General features: G+C 43.3%; 18 protein-coding genes. 12 read left to right on the top strand and 6 right to left on the bottom strand.

What is annotated here, in order from left to right; all coding sequences use genetic code 11:
- Nucleotides 1-115 precede the first annotated feature (115 nt).
- The 5 genes from KAU88_01590 (at nt 116) to KAU88_01570 (ending at nt 5,185) form a co-directional block, all read left to right on the top strand.
- A complete protein-coding gene (locus tag KAU88_01590; GenBank protein MCK4477204.1) occupies nt 116-565 on the top strand; it encodes an NUDIX hydrolase in 450 nt (149 codons plus the stop codon).
- A 353-nt stretch (nt 566-918) separates the two neighbouring features.
- Nucleotides 919-1,773 carry a hypothetical protein gene (locus tag KAU88_01585; GenBank protein MCK4477203.1) on the top strand — a complete coding sequence of 285 codons (855 nt, stop codon included), beginning with the start codon at nt 919-921 and terminating at the stop codon, nt 1,771-1,773.
- A 6-nt stretch (nt 1,774-1,779) separates the two neighbouring features.
- On the top strand, nt 1,780-2,658 hold the full coding sequence (locus KAU88_01580) for a TIM barrel protein (protein MCK4477202.1): 879 nt from the start codon (nt 1,780-1,782) through the stop codon (nt 2,656-2,658).
- Between the two features lie 42 nt (nt 2,659-2,700).
- The gene (locus tag KAU88_01575) at nt 2,701-3,948 is read left to right on the top strand and encodes a molybdopterin molybdotransferase MoeA (GenBank protein MCK4477201.1); all 1,248 of its coding nucleotides are present in this window, start codon (nt 2,701-2,703) and stop codon (nt 3,946-3,948) included.
- Nucleotides 3,941-5,185 carry a molybdopterin molybdotransferase MoeA gene (locus tag KAU88_01570; GenBank protein ID MCK4477200.1) on the top strand — a complete coding sequence of 415 codons (1,245 nt, stop codon included), beginning with the start codon at nt 3,941-3,943 and terminating at the stop codon, nt 5,183-5,185. Before KAU88_01575 ends, KAU88_01570 begins: the two co-directional genes overlap by 8 nt.
- Nucleotides 5,186-5,192: 7 nt before the next feature.
- Here the strand turns inward: KAU88_01570 and KAU88_01565 are convergent, their stop codons facing one another.
- Together KAU88_01565 and KAU88_01560 are read right to left on the bottom strand one after the other, a co-directional pair.
- The gene (locus tag KAU88_01565) at nt 5,193-5,573 is read right to left on the bottom strand and encodes a hypothetical protein (protein MCK4477199.1); all 381 of its coding nucleotides are present in this window, start codon (nt 5,571-5,573) and stop codon (nt 5,193-5,195) included.
- Between the two features lie 88 nt (nt 5,574-5,661).
- Nucleotides 5,662-6,387 (bottom strand): class I SAM-dependent methyltransferase, encoded by a 726-nt coding sequence (locus KAU88_01560; GenBank protein ID MCK4477198.1) that lies wholly within the window; start codon nt 6,385-6,387, stop codon nt 5,662-5,664.
- Nucleotides 6,388-6,681: 294 nt separating this feature from the next.
- Here KAU88_01560 and KAU88_01555 point away from each other — a divergent pair, with 294 nt between their 5' ends.
- The gene (locus KAU88_01555) at nt 6,682-7,101 is read left to right on the top strand and encodes a hypothetical protein (protein MCK4477197.1); all 420 of its coding nucleotides are present in this window, start codon (nt 6,682-6,684) and stop codon (nt 7,099-7,101) included.
- 80 nt (nt 7,102-7,181) lie between these two features.
- Nucleotides 7,182-8,075, top strand: coding sequence for an agmatinase (speB, locus tag KAU88_01550; protein ID MCK4477196.1), 894 nt, complete (start codon nt 7,182-7,184; stop codon nt 8,073-8,075).
- Here the strand turns inward: speB and KAU88_01545 are convergent.
- A complete protein-coding gene (locus KAU88_01545; GenBank protein ID MCK4477195.1) occupies nt 8,072-9,424 on the bottom strand; it encodes an RsmB/NOP family class I SAM-dependent RNA methyltransferase in 1,353 nt (450 codons plus the stop codon). The two genes, speB and KAU88_01545, sit on opposite strands and share 4 nt — an antisense overlap.
- Nucleotides 9,425-9,497: 73 nt before the next feature.
- On the opposite strand from KAU88_01545, the gene KAU88_01540 reads away from it, so the two are divergent.
- Nucleotides 9,498-12,212: a DNA-directed DNA polymerase I gene (locus tag KAU88_01540; GenBank protein ID MCK4477194.1), complete on the top strand. Its 2,715-nt coding sequence runs from the start codon at nt 9,498-9,500 to the stop codon at nt 12,210-12,212.
- A 169-nt stretch (nt 12,213-12,381) separates the two neighbouring features.
- Here the strand turns inward: KAU88_01540 and KAU88_01535 are convergent, their stop codons facing one another.
- Entirely contained in the window at nt 12,382-12,567 is a 186-nt protein-coding gene (locus KAU88_01535) for a DUF1922 domain-containing protein (GenBank protein ID MCK4477193.1), read from the bottom strand.
- Nucleotides 12,568-12,639: 72 nt separating this feature from the next.
- Between KAU88_01535 and KAU88_01530 the strand changes: the two genes are divergently transcribed.
- Nucleotides 12,640-12,978: a restriction endonuclease gene (locus tag KAU88_01530; protein ID MCK4477192.1), complete on the top strand. Its 339-nt coding sequence runs from the start codon at nt 12,640-12,642 to the stop codon at nt 12,976-12,978.
- On the opposite strand, the gene KAU88_01525 is transcribed toward KAU88_01530, so the two are convergent.
- Together KAU88_01525 and KAU88_01520 are read right to left on the bottom strand one after the other, a co-directional pair.
- Nucleotides 12,975-13,559 (bottom strand): adenylate kinase family protein, encoded by a 585-nt coding sequence (locus KAU88_01525; GenBank protein ID MCK4477191.1) that lies wholly within the window; start codon nt 13,557-13,559, stop codon nt 12,975-12,977. The genes KAU88_01530 and KAU88_01525 overlap by 4 nt on opposite strands.
- Nucleotides 13,560-13,653: 94 nt before the next feature.
- Nucleotides 13,654-14,079, bottom strand: coding sequence for a DsrE/DsrF/DrsH-like family protein (locus tag KAU88_01520; protein MCK4477190.1), 426 nt, complete (start codon nt 14,077-14,079; stop codon nt 13,654-13,656).
- Nucleotides 14,080-14,228: 149 nt separating this feature from the next.
- Between KAU88_01520 and KAU88_01515 the strand changes: the two genes are divergently transcribed.
- From KAU88_01515 to KAU88_01505, 3 genes are all read left to right on the top strand, one after another.
- Nucleotides 14,229-14,423, top strand: a complete 195-nt coding sequence (locus KAU88_01515; protein MCK4477189.1) for a hypothetical protein — start codon at nt 14,229-14,231, stop codon at nt 14,421-14,423.
- A gap of 144 nt (nt 14,424-14,567) precedes the next feature.
- Entirely contained in the window at nt 14,568-17,948 is a 3,381-nt protein-coding gene (locus KAU88_01510) for a PKD domain-containing protein (protein MCK4477188.1), read from the top strand.
- Between the two features lie 125 nt (nt 17,949-18,073).
- Entirely contained in the window at nt 18,074-18,988 is a 915-nt protein-coding gene (locus KAU88_01505) for a 4Fe-4S binding protein (GenBank protein ID MCK4477187.1), read from the top strand.
- The last annotated feature ends 195 nt before the right edge of the window (nt 18,989-19,183 follow it).

The following is a 19,183-nucleotide window of genomic DNA, read 5'->3' as shown; positions in this document are numbered from 1 at the left end:
AGTGCCTTGTGAGCTTTTGCTATTTCTTCAGTGCACAATGATTGACAGAAGGGTTGCCATTATAAATAATCGAAAATCCTATTTATCCCGATTTATCTTGTAAGAGTTGATTGAAATGGGAAACCAGCGCATCATGGTTCGCACTAGAGCCGTTATTTTCGATGAAAATGGTAAGGTGCTTGTTCAGCATCATTCAAGTTCCAAACCTGATTTCTACAGACTACCAGGTGGAGGCGTCAAATTTAAGGAAAAGATAGAAGACTGCCTAATCCGCGAGATAAAGGAAGAAACTGGATTAAACGCGAAAGTTGATCGTCTTCTCTGGGTTCGTGACTTCTTATATCAATTTCCCTATCACTCCATCGAAATGTTTTTCTTAGCAACCATAATAGGAGGCAAATTCAAGCCAACTCCAGAGGCTGAAAACATCGAATTACTGTTTATGACTCTTGAAGAGCTAGAAAAAGCGGTATTCTATCCCAAAGCGTTTATTCCGAAATTGAAACTTCTTCGAGATGACAGAAATTGGACTGAAGAAAACCCATACATCAGATCAGCAAACTGATGTTACCTAGACTTTGCTCCTCTTTTCCATACACCATGGCTGCTGGCAATATCATTCTTTAACTTTAACAAGTTTTCCTTCTTGAACAACATAGACATGTTCCATTAGGGAGATCTTATTGTGGTAGAGCCACAAGAGTTATATCGCAATACGATGCGCGCGGCTCACTGACATATTTGATCTTGCGAAGATAGCTGAAAGCTATGGAGAAAAATACAACCCTTAGAACTTGCGCGCTCAGAAAGTAGTGTAGAGAGTTTTGGAGGATACTTAGACAAATTAGAAAATGGCAAAGTTGATATTTAGCCCCACCTTACTACAAACAAATTTACCCATTGCAAGTGATAAAGCAAATGGTCACCCAACCCAGAAAACGCCTCATATTCAACTGGACCACCCCTAGAAATCTCCTAGCCATCCTCCTTTTCATCATAATCGCCATCTTAATACAATACATCATCATCGCACTCACCATCCCCATGGGCACTGAAGATTCAACTGCGGTCACCCTGCCAATCTTCAACATCACTTTAAGTTTTCTATATCACTTCTTCCCCTCAGCAGTCATAATCTCTCTGACTGCGAGCTTCACTCACCTCACAATCCACACCGCTACCGTACCAGCAAAGACTCAAACCCTTAAAAAACCACACAGACCAGAAATCCGCAAAAAGCCGACCCGCCTGAAACCCTTACGAAAATTCTACAAAAAACTTCGAAGAGCAACGAGAAAAATTAAGAACAAAATTCTAAAAACCCCAACCATCGCCTATATTGAACGCAGGGTAATCCTAGCAAGAGCGATTATAAAAAGCGCCATAACCATCACAGCCACTTTCATCATCATAATCCTCCTCGTCACCATTGCAGCTTACCCAAAATTCATCCCAACCGCTACCGCCAACTTCTATCAATGGAACGCCGCTTTCCTTAGCTTCGTCACCTCAACCATAAAAGCCTCCGAAACCATTGTGAACACAATTCCGCCTATAGGTGCTATAACAACGACGATACAGAACGCGCTAATCGCTGCCGCTCCTGCATTCCACAACACTCTCGAAGGGACAGCTTCAACCATAACAAACGGCCTTGTCTCCCTCAACTCAACTGAAAAATACCTCATAATCCAGAACACTGCCGCGTGGACTGTTGCCATCATAACACTCCTATACAGTCAATACATCAAGATCCGCCGCTACAGACGGTAAACAAACATGCCAGACAGACCAAGATTCGGCACTGCAGGAATCCCATATTGGTTTAAAGAACTAAAAACACCAATCAGCGAACTCCCTCGTTTTCTCCGAGAAGAAGAATTGGATGCTCTAGAATACGAAGCCGTACGATGGGGAAGAAAAACCCAGATAAAACAAGAAGAAGCCGAAAAACTAGGAAAAAACGCTGAAAAACACGACATCTGGCTGACAATCCACGGCTCCTACTACATAAACCTCCTCAGCAACAAAGAAACACTCGAAGCAAGCAAAAAACGCCTAATCGCTTGTGCCACCGCCGCTCAATGGATGAAAGCCCACACAATCGTCTTTCACCCAGGCTACTACAGTCAAAAGCAATCTCACAAAAAAGACTTGCAAAACTGCATAAAAGCACTCAGAGAAATCACACAAGTCATGCAGTCAATGAACATAAAAGCAAACCTCGGACCTGAAACCTCAGGGAAACTCGCTCAGCTTGGAAGCCTCGAAGAAATTATAACCTTATGCGAAAATGTAGAACAAACCCAACCCGTTATTGACTGGGCACACCTCCATGCAAGGCAAAGGGGTAACCTTCGAACCACTAACGATTTCCAACAAGTAATCGAAAAAATCGAAAATCGCCTCGGCACCGAAGTAGCAAAAAATCTTCACTGCCACTTTTCACAAGTTGAATATACTTTCCGAGGAGAAAGACGCCACCATCCCTTGGACACGCCGGGGTATGGACCAAAATTTAGGCTACTAGCAGAAGTCATAGCAAACCTTGACATAAAACCAGTAATTATCTGTGAAACCCCACTTCTCGACGAAGACGCCAAAAAAATGCGCGACATCTTCCACCAAAAACTGCAATCCCTCATTGTACTACGATAAGTTTTTCTATAATGCCCTCTTGCAATGAAGTGGTGCGCCTAATTGGCACAGCTTAAAGGTTTTCAAGAACTCACACCTGTCAAAAAAGCATTGAACGAATTCTTTAAGGTGCTTCAACCAAAAAGACTAGACACCCTCCTCATTCCCATAGAACAAGCAATGGGACGAGTCACCGCTAAAAGCATCATCGCAGAGAGAAACTTGCCCCCTTTTGACCGCTCAGCAATGGATGGATACGCACTAAAAGCAAAGGACACTTTTGAAGCTTCACAATTTCAACCAAAAACTCTCCATCTCGTCAAAAAGGAAACTGTAGAAAAGGGAGAAGCAAGTGAAATATGGACAGGGACCTTCCTTCCGAAAGGCGCCGACACAGTTGTAATGCTAGAACACACAAGAAAGGCAGATGGAAAAATTGAAGTTCTCATTTCTTTGACGCCCGGCGCGAATGTTTCCAAGAAAGGCGAAGACCTGAAAAAAGGCGACCCTGCGGTAGAGGACGGAGTAGAGCTAAAACCACATCATCTGGGCTTGCTAGCCGCGTCAGGGACACAGGGAATTGAAGTTGTGAGAAAGCCGAGGGCCGCAATACTGCCAACGGGCAACGAACTTGTCGCATTGGGAGACAAGTTGGAGCCGAACCAAATTATTGAGGTTAACAGCATAATCTTATCAGGGATGTGTACTGAACTAGGAGCAGAGGCCTTTAGCCTCGGCATCGCAACCGACAACGAGAACGAGATTAAAGAGAAAATTTGTGAGGGCTTAGCGAAGGCAGATATTGTAATTACAACCGGCGGAACAAGCGTTGGCATTCATGATGTTGTGCCAAAAGTAATTGAACAAATAGAACGTCACAGCGTCGTTGCCCACGGGATAGCCATGCGCCCAAGCATGCCTACTGCACTTGCTGTTGTACATGGAAAGCCAGTAATAATCTTATCGGGAAATCCTGTGGCTGCAGTAGTAGGATTTGAAGTTTTTGCTCGTCCACTTATACAAAAACTACTAGGAATAAGGAATGACACAAGAGTGAAGTTAAAAGCTAAACTGACGCGGAGAGTCGCGGGAGTTTTAGGTCGACGTGTTTTTCTAAGAGTGAAAGTAGTAGAAAAGGACGGTGAGTTTCTAGCCGAGCCGATTCGTGTTAAAGGCTCAAGTATCATAACAACGATGACAAAAGCAAATGGTTACGTTGTTATCCCTGAAGATAGAGAAGGCTTGAGAGAAAATGAAATAGTCACTGTCCATCTTTTTGATACCATAAAAGAGGAAGTAAAAAATGTTTAAGAAACTAATTAGCCTAGACGAAGCAAAGAAAAGAATCCAAGAAGCGCTTTGTCCAAAGCCTATTGGAATCGAAGAGATTCCTCTATTGAAAGCTGTTAGACGTGTATTAGCTGAAGATATTACTTCGCCTATCGACGTTCCGCCATTTCACCGCTCAACAGTAGACGGATACGCAGTCAAAGCTGAAGACACATTCAACGCTAATGAGGAAAAACCAGCAGTGTTGACATTGAAAGGAAGCGTCACCGTAGGCGAAATCTCGAGCTTAACTGTGGAAAAAGGCAGCACTTTAGAAATTATGACTGGTGCACCATTACCTGCTAATTCCGATGCAATTGTCATGGTGGAAAACACCACAGAAAAAAACGGAAAAATATTCGTCTTCAAACCGGCAGCGAAGGGCGAAAACATAATGGGGATAGGTTCTGACATCCACAGAAATGAGACCGTACTAAAGTGTAGGAATGTCCTGTCCTCTCGCGAGTTAGGAGTACTAGCGGCATTAGGGTTTACACGCGTAAAGGTGTTTAAGCAACCTAAAGTTGCGATTATTTCCACAGGAGCGGAAATAGTTGATCCTGGAAAGCCTTTGCTACCTGGAAAAATCTACGACATAAATACCTATACGTTAACTGCAGCAATCTCAGAAAGTGGTGGGGAGCCAATTGGCTTTGGAGTTGTTAAAGACGATGAAGAATTGCTGAAAGCGACGCTAAGGAAGGCGATGAACGCAGCGGACATCGTTATAACCTCGGGAGGAGTTTCTGTTGGGCCAAAAGACATTGTTCCAAAAATTATAGATGACTTCGGGAACCCCGGGTTAGTGGTTCACGGCGTAGCCACTAAGCCAGGAAAGCCTCTTGCAGTCGCGATTGTCGGTAACAAGCCCATTTTTTCGCTTCCAGGTCATCCTACATCTTCGCTTCTGATGTTTCATCTGCTTGTGCGACCAATACTATTCAAGATTGCTGGAAAGAAGATGAAACCACATACCACCATAAAGGCAGTTATCAGAGAAAAACTGTTTTCAGCACGAGGGCGGCGAACTTTCATCACTGTCACTCTTTCGCGTGACGATGCTGGTCGATGGTTAGCTTCTCCAGTTCCAACCGGGCAGTCAGGCGCTATTACAACGTTGGCAAAGGCAGATGGGTATGTGGAATTAAAGGAAACTCAACAATTTGTGGAGGCTGGAAAAGAAGTCAAAGTTTTCCTGTTCAAAACTTTGGAGAATTGAAACCTTTCTATTTTAGATTCTTCCTTTTTGCAGCAACATATATTGTTGCTATCCAAGTGAGTATCAAATATGTTGTCCACGCTATAATAGCCAATAGATTGCTCAAATCTGCGTTTGCTGTGTAGTTTACAATTGAAATGTTAAGCATGAAGGCGATATGAGTTGTGGCGATGAAGAACAGGCTGACAACGAGCCATAAAGACCAGCGTTGCAGTCGATACAGTCCAAAGGCAGCAATCAAGCTTAGAACCGCCATAAAAGCTACGTGAAAAAGGCCCAAGCCATATACTCCTAGGATAATAAAGTTTGCAACACATGCTGCCAAGTAGAAAAGGGCGGAAAAGAACAGGCCTTTGTACTCTATTTCTAATCTCGACCGCAAACCCATACTGAAGCCTTCTTTTAGACTATCGCTATACACAATTAAGTAATAAATCTATTTCCTCATTGTGCACGCGTGCAAAGTTAGGTGAACGTTACCCTTCTTTTCCAATGATAGCTATGTAATTTGCGTTCTCAGAATCTATGAACTGCCTGACTTTCCACCCTGTTCCCTTGAGTATTTCTCTCATCTCTTCTTTAGATACCATTAAATAATCAAACCATCGTCCAACATATTTCCGGAATCTTGATCTAATTCTCACTTGTCCCGCCATTCTTCCCTTTGCTCTGTTGGATTTGTGATATTCCAAGTGCGCAGGGATTTCAGTTTTGTAAGGATCACGAGTTGCAGCTATAATGACTGCGCTTTTTGAAGTCATCTTATGGAATCTCCTAAGGAGCCTTCTTGCCTTCCTTAAGCTGCCAAATAGCCCGAAGTTGTTTCCCATCATTATAATCGTGTCAAACGAATTAATCGGGAAGCTCGCCTCTTCAATTGACATGATTTCAACTTGCCCCAATCCCCTTTCCCTGCAGGTCTTGACAGCAAGAGGTGAAATATCGATTCCAAGCACATCAAAACCCCTCTTCTGCAAATAAAGCGAATGCCTACCGGCTCCGCAACCTATGTCCAGAACTCTTCCTTTAACATGATCCATTGCCTTTTGCTCGATTGAGTGCCAGCCTTTGAAATTAGAAAAATAGCCTTTCAAACTCATTGCATCGATATATCTATCATCTCTCTCTACTATTTCGAACACTTGGTCTCCCTTGAAAGCAGCCCACAGTTTCTGACCAAATGCATCTTCTTCAGGCTTCAACGATGTGACTTCGCTCATGAATAACAGTATGATGCTAAGCCGCTTTTAAACCTCAAGAAAACATTAACAAACACCTCTCAAGAGAGGAAAAAAGATTTTACCCGAGACAACTCTAACATGTGTAAGAATAAACCTATCTCTGCGCACACAACATTATTCAAGCACATTACACGGATTAAACCCATTAGAATAATACTTTTAGCGACTACAATTTTTTATCAGATAGCTTGCACGCTCATAAAATTGAATAGTCAGTTTTACCTATTTCAAGTTATGGCAGAGCCTAGATCTTATGTGAAACCTCCCAAAAGCCAGATACCGCTAATTCAAGGTTTTAAAGACTATGTAGAGAAACGTTTTGGAAGTTTTAGCTTTGGCGAATTACGTTATGTGCTTCCTGGAACTCCAATTTACGACTCGATAGTTGAGATGGAACGTACCCTTGGGAAGCTTCAAGAAGAAGAGGAGTTGGGGGGTTGCTGTGGAAGATTGCCAACAGGTGAGGCAATCATATATTTGGTCAACAAACACAAACGAGGACACAACCTACCTTCTTACGGTTTACTGTATGAGATGATTCATCTGGCGAAACTTGACTTAAGCGCAAGGGAAGTTGAGAAAGAAACATCTAAACATTTCAATTCAGCCCTAAAGCATGCACGCATTTTTGCTTATAACACCACACATAAACACAAGAAATCTTATCCAAAATGAAAACTAACACATGATTTCTCCCGTTAACCCAGCAAAAACATTTAGGATTAGTAGACTCGATAGGAATAGTAGATGAGAACATGAGCAACTTCGAACTTTACGTTTCACACTCTCCCATCTTCAGCGGATGCCAAACACCATTTGAGCAAGCCGATTACATCGTCATCGGTGTCCCATTTGACGTAACCAGCACTTACAGAACAGGCGCAAGGTTCGCACCTCTCGCCATACGAGAAGCATCACTAAATCTTGAAACCTTCAGCTTCCGCTCAAACCTTGACGCAGAAGACTTGAGGATTCACGACTTGGGCGACCTCCACATCAGCAACAACGTGGAAATAACCTTAAAACGCCTTGAAGACACAGTAAGAGATTTGGTAGAATCCAAGAAAACACCTTTGCTTATCGGTGGAGAGCACACCCTCACCTTAGGTGCAATGCACGGCGTGACCGGCAGGAGCACGGCGGTGATAAGTTTTGATGCTCATTTAGACCTTCGCGACAAGTATATGGACTTGACCACAAGTCACACAACCTTTATGCGAAGGCTCAACGAGCAAGTAAAACCCGAAAAAATTGTAGAAGTGGGCACGAGAGCTGTCTGCAAAGAAGAATTAACCTACGCAAGGGAAGCTGGAATACAATACTTTACAACGAAACAGATACTGGAAAACGGGTTGGAAACAACGGTCAAAGCCATCAAAAAAGCTGTGGAAAACTGTAAAAGAACCTATTTGACAATAGACATGGACGTGCTTGACCCAGCCTTTGCACCAGCAGTGCAAAACCCAGAGCCAGATGGACTATCTATCCACGCTCTCTTAGACCTCATTTGCAGCTTCTGCGACACCCGCACAGTTGGTATAGATTTGGTAGAAGTGACACCGCCTTACGATAATGCGGTTACAGCAATTCAAGCCGCAAAAATACTTTTAGAAGCCCTCTGCCAAACTGAAAGAACACGGAAACGCTAACCGTATTTTGCAAGCTTTGCGATGAAAAAACCATTACATTCATGAATGTGTGGATACAGGCGTTGGCTACTGGTTTGACCTCGAAGTCCTGGTTCTCCTATTCGAGGTTTGGTTTCTGCTAATGCGAACTCGGGGTTCAACTTTAGAAATCGCTCAATCAAAATCTCGTTTTCTTCAACAGTTATACTGCACGTTGAGTAGACTAGGCTACCGCCTTCCTTCACGAGATTAGCGCAATTGTTTAGCATTTTCCACTGAATCGCCGCCATATTCTTTATTGACCGTTTAGAAAGCCGCCACTTAGCCGAGGGTGTCCGACTGAACGCTCCAGTGCTGGTACAAGGCGGATCCAAAACAACAAGGTCAGCCTTAACATCGTGGATAGGCAAGGGATTACACGCATCCCAAACAGCGGGCTGGGCATTTTTTACACCCATTCTCTTGATTCCACGTTCCCAAACTTTCATTCTCCGCTTGGAATAATCTACTGAGTAAATTATGCCTTGATTTTCCATTAACTGAGCTAGATATGTGGTTTTTGCGCCAGGTGCTGCACAGACATCCAACAAGGTCATGCCAGCTTCGGGGGCAGCCACCTCTGCAGCTAGGCAACTTGCTTTGTCTTGAATATAGAATAGACCGTTGCTAAAGCTGTCGGTTCTCACGAGAGGCTTTTTCTTCTTAACAACCTTATACGTGTGTAGCAATCCTTGCGCTTTTTCTAGAGTTATTCCTTCGGCGCCTATTTTTTTCAGCAACTCTTCTTCGTCTGGCATCTTTAGAGTGTTGATACGAATGTAGACGGGCGTGCTCAAAATTGTGCTCTCGAAATATTGCAATGCTTCGTGGCGACCAAACAATTTAAAGCAGTATTTCACAAACCAATACGGCTGAAACATTTGCAGAGACACTTTTTCCGCATCGTTTAAGCATTTCAAAACCTCTTTTGGCTCCAAACTAAGCAAGGGGCCCAAAACTTCCTCAGCGCTCTTTAGCCTTCGCCACCCTAGAATAGAACGACCGACCTTAGCTATGTTTACTGCTTTTTCGTAACTGTCACTTCCTTTAATCTTTATTTCGTATGCGTAGAGACGCAAAAAGGCACGGACGCCAGGAGGAAAATCGTTAATAGAGTTTGGTTTTAAGAGGGTGTTGATCATTTGATCGATAAAGTTTTGTCTTCTAACAGTTTCTAGCACCAGTTTGTGCGCTAAACCTACTGCGCTTTGATCTTGAACACCTAGCTGTTTTGACGCCTTGGTTAGTGCGAGTCTTTCACTTGACCTTCTTAATTCAACCCAGCATAAGGCTTCAACAGCTAATGCCCAAGCATCACGCAGCAACTTCACACACCGCAATTTGATGCAACGGACGATTTATTAAAACCTTGAGATGCATATACAGTGAATGAGACCGGAGACGATGGCGAAACAAAAGGGACTAGAAGAATTTCTACAACCCGTCCCTACAGCTTTAGAAGAGAAGCGAGAAGAATCAACCAGGCAGACAGCAGCGCCTAAAGAAGAGAAAACGACGACAGAAACGGTTCTGAAAAAAGAGGACCCTAAGCAGCTTCCACCCTCATACTTCGTTTCCGCCTCTTATGACGGAAAAAGAGGTATCGGCTGCATCAAACTGTATGAACCAAAGACTGAACACATCTACTTTTGGCATGACACTACTGGGCATAAACCATACCTTCTCACAAACCTATCCCCTTACGAATTAGACCAGCTGGAAGGCGTAAAGACTCATCCAGGTTTCGACCACTTTGATACAGTGGAGAAGTTCAATGCACTTCTCGACAAAACTGTAACGCTTACGAAAGTGGTGGCGAAAGATCCGCTAGCGATTGGAGGTAGACCGAGAGGATGCTTGCGCGAGATTATCCCCGAAGAACACGCGAAAATCGCAGAGCCTGAGCAGCCTGAGGCCAAAGTTTGGGAAGCGGCGATTAAGTATTATCAATGCTACATCTACGACCGCAACTTAGTGCCAGGCATGCCTTACACCGTTGAAAACCGAGAACTCGTGCCTGCAAAGATGGATGCTGCAGAAAGCGCCGTGGAAAAAATTAAAGCTCTATTTGGCGGCGAAACAGCAGAGGAGAGGGAACACATTGCACGGTGGGCACGACTGCTGGAGTATCCCGCGCCATCATTTAGACGTGTCGCTTTAGACATCGAAGTTTTTTCACCAGTGGCAACACGTGTACCTGACCCTCAAGAAGCGCCATATCAAGTTATCTGTGCTTCCCTTGTGACCACAGACGGCAATGACCAAGTTTTGCTGTTGAGAAGAAAAGGCGTGAGGGAAGGTGTGGAAAAACTGCCTTCCGCCACGAAAGTGGAGTTTTTTGAACGTGAAGAGGATTTGCTCCGGGCTATTTTCAAGGTTCTGCGGGATTATCCCTTTGTCATTACTTTCAACGGCGACGACTTCGATTTGCCGTATTTGGCGCACAGAGCAGAGAAGTTAGGTATATCGAGAAATGAAATTCCCATTGAGGTGCGTCGTCGCGTCTGTTTGCTGAAGAACGGTGTCCACATTGATTTGTACAAATTTTTCTACAACCGTTCCATCCAAATTTACGCTTTCAACAACAAGTATCGCGACGTGACGCTTAATGACGTAGGCAAGGCTTTAATTGGCTTGTCGAAAATTGAGTTGGACAAACATTTCTCCGATCTAAACTATTTTGAATTGGCGCGTTATTGTCTGCGCGACGCAGAAATCACTTTTAAGTTAACGAGCTTTGATGACGACCTTACGATGCAGTTGATTCTAGTGCTTGCACGAATTAGTAAAATGCCTATGGAAGACGTTAGCAGACAAGGAGTGTCCCGTTGGATTAGAAACTTCATGCACTTTGAACATCGTAGGCGAGGCATGCTGATTCCTAATACAAAAGATATTTTAGCTTTGAAGGGAAAAACAGCTACAACTGCTATCATTAAAGGTAAAAAGTATAAAGGTGCAATTGTGGTTGAGCCAATACCTGGGGTTCATTTTAACGTAGCAGTGATGGATTTTCCAAGCCTATACCCCTCTATTATTAAGATTTGGAATTTGGGCTATCAAACGATACTTTGTCCTCATGAAGAATGTAAAGATAACATTGTTCCTGATACTCCACATTGGGTCTGTCGCAAGAAAAAGGCTTTGGAGAGCTTGCTCATAGGCTCTTTGAGAGATCTAAGAGTGATGTGGTATAAGCCGAAAGCGAAGGATAAGACGTTGTCGGCAGGGGTTAGGAACTGGTACAGTGTTATTCAAAGAGCTTTGAAAGTTATTTTGAATGCGAGCTATGGCGTATTTGGAGCGGAGTCCTTTGATTTGTACTGTCCGCCTGTTGCGGAGGCAACGGCTGCAATTGGGCGGCATTCTATAACGTTGATGGTTGACAAAGCGAGAGAGTTAGGCATTGAGGTTCTTTATGGCGATACGGACAGCGTGTTTTTAAAGAATCCTTCAAAGGCGCAAATTAGGGAGCTAGCAGGATGGTCTGAGAAGGAGTTGAAGATGGGCTTGGACGTTGACAAGGTTTATCGCTATGCAGTTTTTAGTTCTCGTAAAAAGAATTATTTAGGTGTTCTTGAGGATGGCAGTGTTGATGTTAAAGGATTGACAGGAAAGAAGAAGCATATTCCCCGATTTATTAAGGATGCCTTTGACGAGATGAAAGGAAGACTTGGAAAGGTCGGGTCTTCTGCTGAGTTTGAAGCGGCTAAGAAGGACATTAAGAAAATTGTTTTAGACCGTTATTCACGTCTAAGAAGACGAGAATGGACCCGTTTAGGTGATTTGGCGTTTCACGTAGTGCTTGGAGATGCACCTGAGCATTATGTGAAGACCACTCCTCAACATGTGAGGGCGGCGAGGATCTTAAAGGATAAGGGAATTGAGATGAAAGCCGGGGATCGTGTGAGTTTTATAAAGATAAAACCTAGGGAAATGATTGTCAGAGGAAAAAAAGAATTAAGTAGTGTAATGCCGATGCAGTTTGCAGCAGATAGTGAAGTTGATGTGGACAAATACGTTGCCTATCTACAGTCCACATTTGACCAGGTGTTAGACGCGCTAGGATTAGAATTTGACGAAATCATCGGGCTGACTAAACTCGAAAGATTTATGTAACATCTATATGCTCAAAAATGACCAAACATATCAGCATCTATCAGAAACATATTTAGGGGCAGACAAAATCTAAGAGAGCTTAGGAGCACCGCACACGCCGAAAGCCCACACTCGTATTTGAAACTTGTTAAGCTTATGCATAGACGACCCAGTCAAATTAAGAATCTGCTCAGCTCTTCCTCCGCTTTAGATACTGCACCAACTCAGATGCCTCTCTGGCCGTCTCAGCACTCCCCAGCCGCCTTGCCTTAACCAACCACACCCTAACCCCGCAATAGGGACATCTCCGACTCTTCTTCTCACCATCAGCCACCAACAAATTTCCACAACTACAACAAACCACAATCAAATACATAGACGAAACCTGCGAAAACTTTTTTCACACAAATAAGTATTTAACACAGAACCATAAAAAGAGCAAGGTTAGATGAGCATTAATACAATCACCCTCAACGAACTCGCGGCAAAATACTTTCGCAAAAAAGGCTACAAAATAGAACAGACCATCATACTAGAAGGCGCATCCGGCATACCTCACAAATTCAACCTCCTAATAACCAAATCGAACGAAAAACGCGTAGTCAAAATACTCAACTGGAAACGCACAGTCGGCGTCAACATAGTCATAAACTTCGACAAAGCATCAGAAGACGTCGGCGTTAAAAAACCCATAGTAATTTCAGAAAAATTCAGCAGCCACGCAAAAGCCTACGCAAACCGAAAAGGTGTAACGCTCTTAACCAGACAAAAACTAAACAAATACTAAAACGAAGCTAGGAACTCGTCAAGGCGCCCCTCCAACTCCAACTTTGTTAGCCAATCTACAACGCCAACGCCACATTTCCTACGCCCATCAACAACACAAATTATTTCATCAACTATCTCCTCAACCGTTTTATCTGAAACATCAACTTCACAAACTTTTTCTTTGCCATAAGCCATTACAGCGTCAAATAGGCAAACATCCAAAATTTCAGCTGCAACGTTTTCAGCAACCTTACTCTCTTTAAACCCTCGTTCCTTTAAAACCTCCCGTAACTTGTCTGGATTACGTCTTAAAACAAAAGCCAAGAAAGCATTATCAACCCCTATTACATCCATGGCAAAATGACCATCAATAATAATATAGCCTACAGATTGCTGAATAATCTCGCTGACTCGCCTAGAAAGCTCCTTTAGATCAACAATCAAAGTCCCACGTTTCTCATCCAAGCCACAGCTCAAACCTTCCTTCCTGACTAGATCACTCAAATTAACGTGTACACCGCCCAGACGAGAGGCTAACAGACTAGAAACAGAAGACTTGCCAACGCCAGGCGTACCAACAACTACCAAAACGCGTTTCATCTTATTCTCCAGATACACATAAAATATCGCTTCTAACTAAAATGCTCCACGCCCAAATAAAAAGCAGAGAAGAAAATTGTTTCCTAGTACTGCGTCATATGAACAGCGTTATATCTGCTTCGGCGGCAATTTCAAGAAAAGTTGCAGCACCGGCAATTTCGTCTACTTCAGAAATCAAGTCTTCCCTCTTAACTCCAAACATTTCCATACTTGGACTGCAAGCATATATCTTAAGCAAACCAGATTTCTTCAAACGTTTGAGCATTTCATAAGGCGTAGGATACTTCATCCTCTCCAAGTTCCTCCTCATTTTCTCCTCTAAATGCTTATACGTTGCGGGCAAACCCGCTTTTTCCATGGCGCCTTTCACAAGCATGTTCAAACCCCAGAAAGTGAAGTACAAATGCGCCTCCATGTCCATTGCTACAGCTGTAGACGCCAAGATAAAAGTGCAATAAAGCTTATCTAAAGTACCACCTTGAACAACGATAGCTAATCTTTTCCTGTCGCTTTTGTCCATAACAATACCTCTTTCTATATTTCGCAGATTTAGAGAGTAAACTATAAGACGGTATTAAACTCTCCGAAATAATACAGAATTACTGCCTGAAAATAGTAGAATGGAGAAAAACTAGAAAATCCAACAACAAAACTGAGGCACTAAACTTGGTGAGTGCAATAACATTCAAAGAAAAATTTTTGAAAGCAACCTTTCTAAGCAGACCAAACCGCTTCATAGCCTTAGTGCAAATGGACAGCGAAACATTACCTAGTTTTGTGCCCGACCCCGGAAGGATGCATGAGCTACTGAAGCATGGAACAAAAGTGTTTCTTAGAGAAAAGAGACAGAAAAACTCGTTATGATTAAATCAGCGTCTTCAATAAAAACCAAACAGTCACATAATGTATTCCGCGTCCGAGAACTGAGTGTCCACATTCATCAACAAATAGAACATTCTTTCAGAAATGATAATAATGTTTAAGGCATATTGTATTTAGGGAGAAAGTGTGAAAGGAGTAGTTTCGTCTCTTATACTGACTTTGCTGATTTGTAATGCCATGTTAGCAATTGGTTTCCAATCGATTAAGGCTTCTAAAGCTGTCTATGTCAATGCTGAGGGAAGCACCAATGCATTAAGGAATCCAACCCAACGCGATAGAGACACGTACACCTTTGTGGACAAAACTCACGATCCGGTTTGGGTTGAAAGAGACAATATGTACGCGACCTGTGGAATTTGGAGTAGAGATGAGCAGCAGGGAGCCCAGAAAAAATGTTGGGTAAACTACTTCGACAACACCGAAAATGGGAGTTGGGTATTCACCGGTGACAACCCTTACTTGCATAATGACACAGACAGTTACATAACGTCCATGGGAACGGGGAACTGCTCATGGTTCCAATTCCAAGATACAAGCCTGACAACCTTGCAAACTGTGTATTTAATGATTGAATGGAAAACTCGCCACATAGTGTCCATTGAAGAAGCTAAGTTTCATTTAGATAATGGGGCGTCCGAGGTAGATTTAGGGTCTTTCAACCTAACCTTGGAGTACAGGTGGACGAAAATCAACATAACCAGCACACTAGATACAATTTCAAAAGTCAACGATGCGAAACTGAAAATTGTATCGCTTTCTGCTGGTTTTCATCTTGTTGCTGTGCGTAGAGCATACTTGAGAATCTATAACGGTCCAGTCCCACTGCAGACGGGCACAGCGACGTATGGTAAAGTAGGTGGTCAAGTAATGTTGTCTGTGAAATGGACCGACCCCGACGGATTGAGCGGTTACGCTTTGTACCATAACGCAAGCGGAAACTGGATTGCCCAAACAGGCGCCTTAGAAGGAATAGAAGCTTGGAGTAATCATACGATAACACTGCAAAACGACGCGGCTTCTGTTTTGGGTTACAGATTTTGGGCGAACGACACAGACAACAATTGGGAACAGGCGGAGGTTTTGTTTGTTTACCCTGTGAAGAACTTCAGTCCTGACCTACTGCAATATATAGAGGACGTTAGCGGTTCGCCAATAGCACATAGCTATGGCAGAAAAGATTTCTATGACAACGTAACTGGAAGATTCTGGAAGTTCTACAGCGACGGAACAAACATCAAGTGCACATCAACCGAAGATGGACAAACGTGGAACTCTTCGCAAACCATAAGGGTCGGTGATAGTGGCTTTCAGTTTTACGTTCATGGCTTCAACGGAACTATACACTACTTATACAACTCTGAAAGAACAAGCGACAACATATATTATCGAAAGGGAGTCTTAAATTCTAACGGCGCAATAACTTGGAGCGCGTCAGAACAAGTTGCGGTTGACGCTGGTACATCACAAAGATTTTATGCTTGCGCGGTTGTCACAGACACGGACGGTTACCCATACCTTGTTTTCGGCAACCGAACAGACCCAAATTCAAAGACAATAAACTTGGTCAAAAACAACCATAGCAATGGAACATGGCAGACGGCAAGTGGGTTTCCAAAGCAAATCAACGAAAATCCAGATAATGATTTAGTATCTGGAGTTGCTTTAAGCTTGCCGGATAACAAAATCTACATAATTTACTGCAGTGCAGGAAACGAGGAGCCACCTATGGGAAGATTGTGGCACAACCCTACTTTAGGACCTTTAGAAAACGCCTCGGATTACACAATGTCAAGCAATTACCATTTCAGCACTGTCTCCGACAGTTATGGACATGTCCACATTGTCTATCGCAGAACGAACAATAGGGTTGAATATAGTTTCCGCAACTACACGACAGAAGCGTGGGAGACTAAAGACGAGTTTGTTACGTCTCACCTAACAAGCGAATCGCTAAGCAGTGCTGTTTATTCATGGCCAGTGATATGTTGGAACCCAGATTCAGAAAAAGTCTGCGTACATTGGTGGACATTGGAAGACAAGAGTGCTTGGCTAAAGATAAGGAACTCTACGGCGTGGGAGCAGAGACGAAGAATCATAAGGTTGAACAGAGAGGTCACATTGATTGACGGCGATGTTATAGTACCACAATCACATCAAAACAAAATCTTACTTAATTTCGTAGGGCAGAACGTGGTGGACGAGCAAAAGGCGATTTGGGCTTACTTATACATCAACAAACCTCCCATGGCAAGTTTTACTGAATCCGCAGAAACAGTCTACACCGGGGAAATCATCGCCTTTAATGCGAGCGAGAGTTTTGACCCGGATGGAACAATTGTTTATTACTTCTGGAACTTCGGTGACGGAACAAACGCTACCGGAGTAATTACGGAACACGCGTACGCTGACGATGGCAACTACACAGTCACTTTGACCGTTACTGATGACGATGAAGCAACAGACTCTGCCCTCACCACTAAGACTGTTTTAAACCGTCCTCCTCTCGCCTTGTTCACCGAGTCTGCTGAAACTGTTTACACCAACGAATTTATCACTTTCAACGCGACTGAAAGCTATGACCCTGACGGTGTTATAGTTTCATATCTCTGGAATTTCGGCGATGGCAGCAACGCTACAGAAGCCGTGATAGAACACGCTTATGCTGACAACGCCAACTACACAGTAACACTTAGAGTAACGGATGACGATGAAGCAATACACACAGTTGCTTCAACTAAAATAGTTCTGAATAGACCTCCAGTCGCCATTTTCACGGAATCAGCTGAGAGTGTGCTCACGGGCGAGATTATCCATTTTAATGCCTCAGACAGTTACGATCCAGATGGTTTCATTGCTCTCTACTTTTGGGATTTTGGTGACGACGCCAATGCTACTGGAGTGACAGTTGACCATGCTTACATTGATATTAGTAATTGCACAGTTACCTTGACGGTCACTGATAATGATGGGGCAACAGATGTGGCAATGTCAAATAAAATAGTTTTGTGCCGCGATATAGCTGTCTTGACTGTTGTACCCTGCAAGACAATAGTTGGAACAGGATTTAACATGAGCATAGACCTTACGATTGAAAATCAAGGCAATTTCACAGAGAACTTCAACGTAACTGTTTACGCTGACTCGATCGTAATCGGAATACTACAAGTAACGTTAAACGCAGGAGACAACCAAACCTTAGCATTCACGTGGGACACAACAGGCTTTGTTTACGGCAACTACACCATAAGCGCCATAGCAGACACCGTTACAGGCGAAATCGACACAGCTGACAACACAATGGTTGATGGCACGATCTTAGTGACATTGCCTGGCGATATTGATGGAGACAGAGACGTAGACATATTCGACATTGTCCGCATGGCCGGCATCTATGGCGTATCAAAACCAGACCCACAATACGACCCTAACTGCGACATAGACAGCGACGGAGACATAGATATTCTTGATATAGTGGCTGCAGCTGGAAACTACGGAGAAAGTTGGTAGCTATGATATGACGCTTTCCATTTTTCCCTCGGGCACATGGTAATGATAGAAGGCTCTTTCGCAAGCTTTATCTGTGACCTAAACTCACGTTCTAAAAACATGAAAACAAGGGGCACTTCTAGAATTTGACAAACATAAAGCGCAAAGTTTTTCGCATACGAACTTTGAGAATAATCAGTCAGTTTGCCTTCTTTATACTTCTCAATGCTGTCTTATTCGGCTTCGAACCCTTACTGCTTCTCCTGCCAATTCTACAAAGCTTAGGAAACCCGCTAAAAACTGTAGGAGACGCCTTTGCAGCGATGCAGTACATGCTTTGGGAACCCACTTTTCCATGGCTTCCTCTTGCCTCCTTTCTTATAGTCGCAGTGCTCTTGGGTAGAACGTTATGTGGCTGGGCTTGCCCATTTGGCTTTATCCAAGACATACTTGGCTACATAAAAAGAAAACATATGGAAATTTCACCTAGGACGCATCAAGACATGATTTACTTCAAATATATAATTCTTGGAGCAATTTTGTTTATTAGCATAACAGTATCAGTCACCTCAGTGATGGGAATCGGTGGAAGCTACAAAGATGCTCTGGGAGTTTTCGCCCAAGCACCCTTTAACGCGTTGAGCCCTCATGACACGTTGTTTGCAACGCTACCCACCGTAGCGCTTAAAGCATTTCATGCAGAGCCACCGTTCCAAGACATCTTAGGGGGGATAGGCGCTCTTTCGCCATTGTTTTGGACCCGCTTGTTCATATTGGCGATTGTTTTGGCTTTAGCAGTCTATACTCCCAGAAGTTGGTGTCGATACTTCTGTCCGGTAGGAGCCATGATGGCTTTGCTAAATCGTTTCAGTTTTCTAGGGTTAAAAAGAGATGTAGTACACTGCACAAAGGAGAGTTGCCGCAGCTGCGTGGAAGCATGTCCCATGAAAGTTCCGATTCTTGATTTGCCATGGGAAAAGTTCAATCATCCCGAATGCACATACTGCCTTGAATGCGTAGATGCATGCGAAACAAAAGCATTAAAACCAAAATTCGCCTAAAAAACGTTGCTAGCTCGGTTAAATTATATTTTCGCAGAATTAAAAACTTATATACAAGTTTGTTTTTGATGCCTTTGTCAAATTTCACTCTAAGGTGACAAATTTTGACTTCGATAAAAGAAGTGCCAGCAGATAAAATAACTCGTTTTGAACGCATTGGAGCCCATACCCACATCAAAGGTCTAGGACTGGACA

The sequence above is a fragment of the Candidatus Bathyarchaeota archaeon genome (assembly GCA_023131225.1).
GTDB lineage: Archaea > Thermoproteota > Bathyarchaeia > Bathyarchaeales > SOJC01 > JAGLZW01.
The sequence above is the reverse complement of the archived record's forward strand: the minus strand, read 5'-3'. Positions and strand labels throughout refer to the sequence as shown.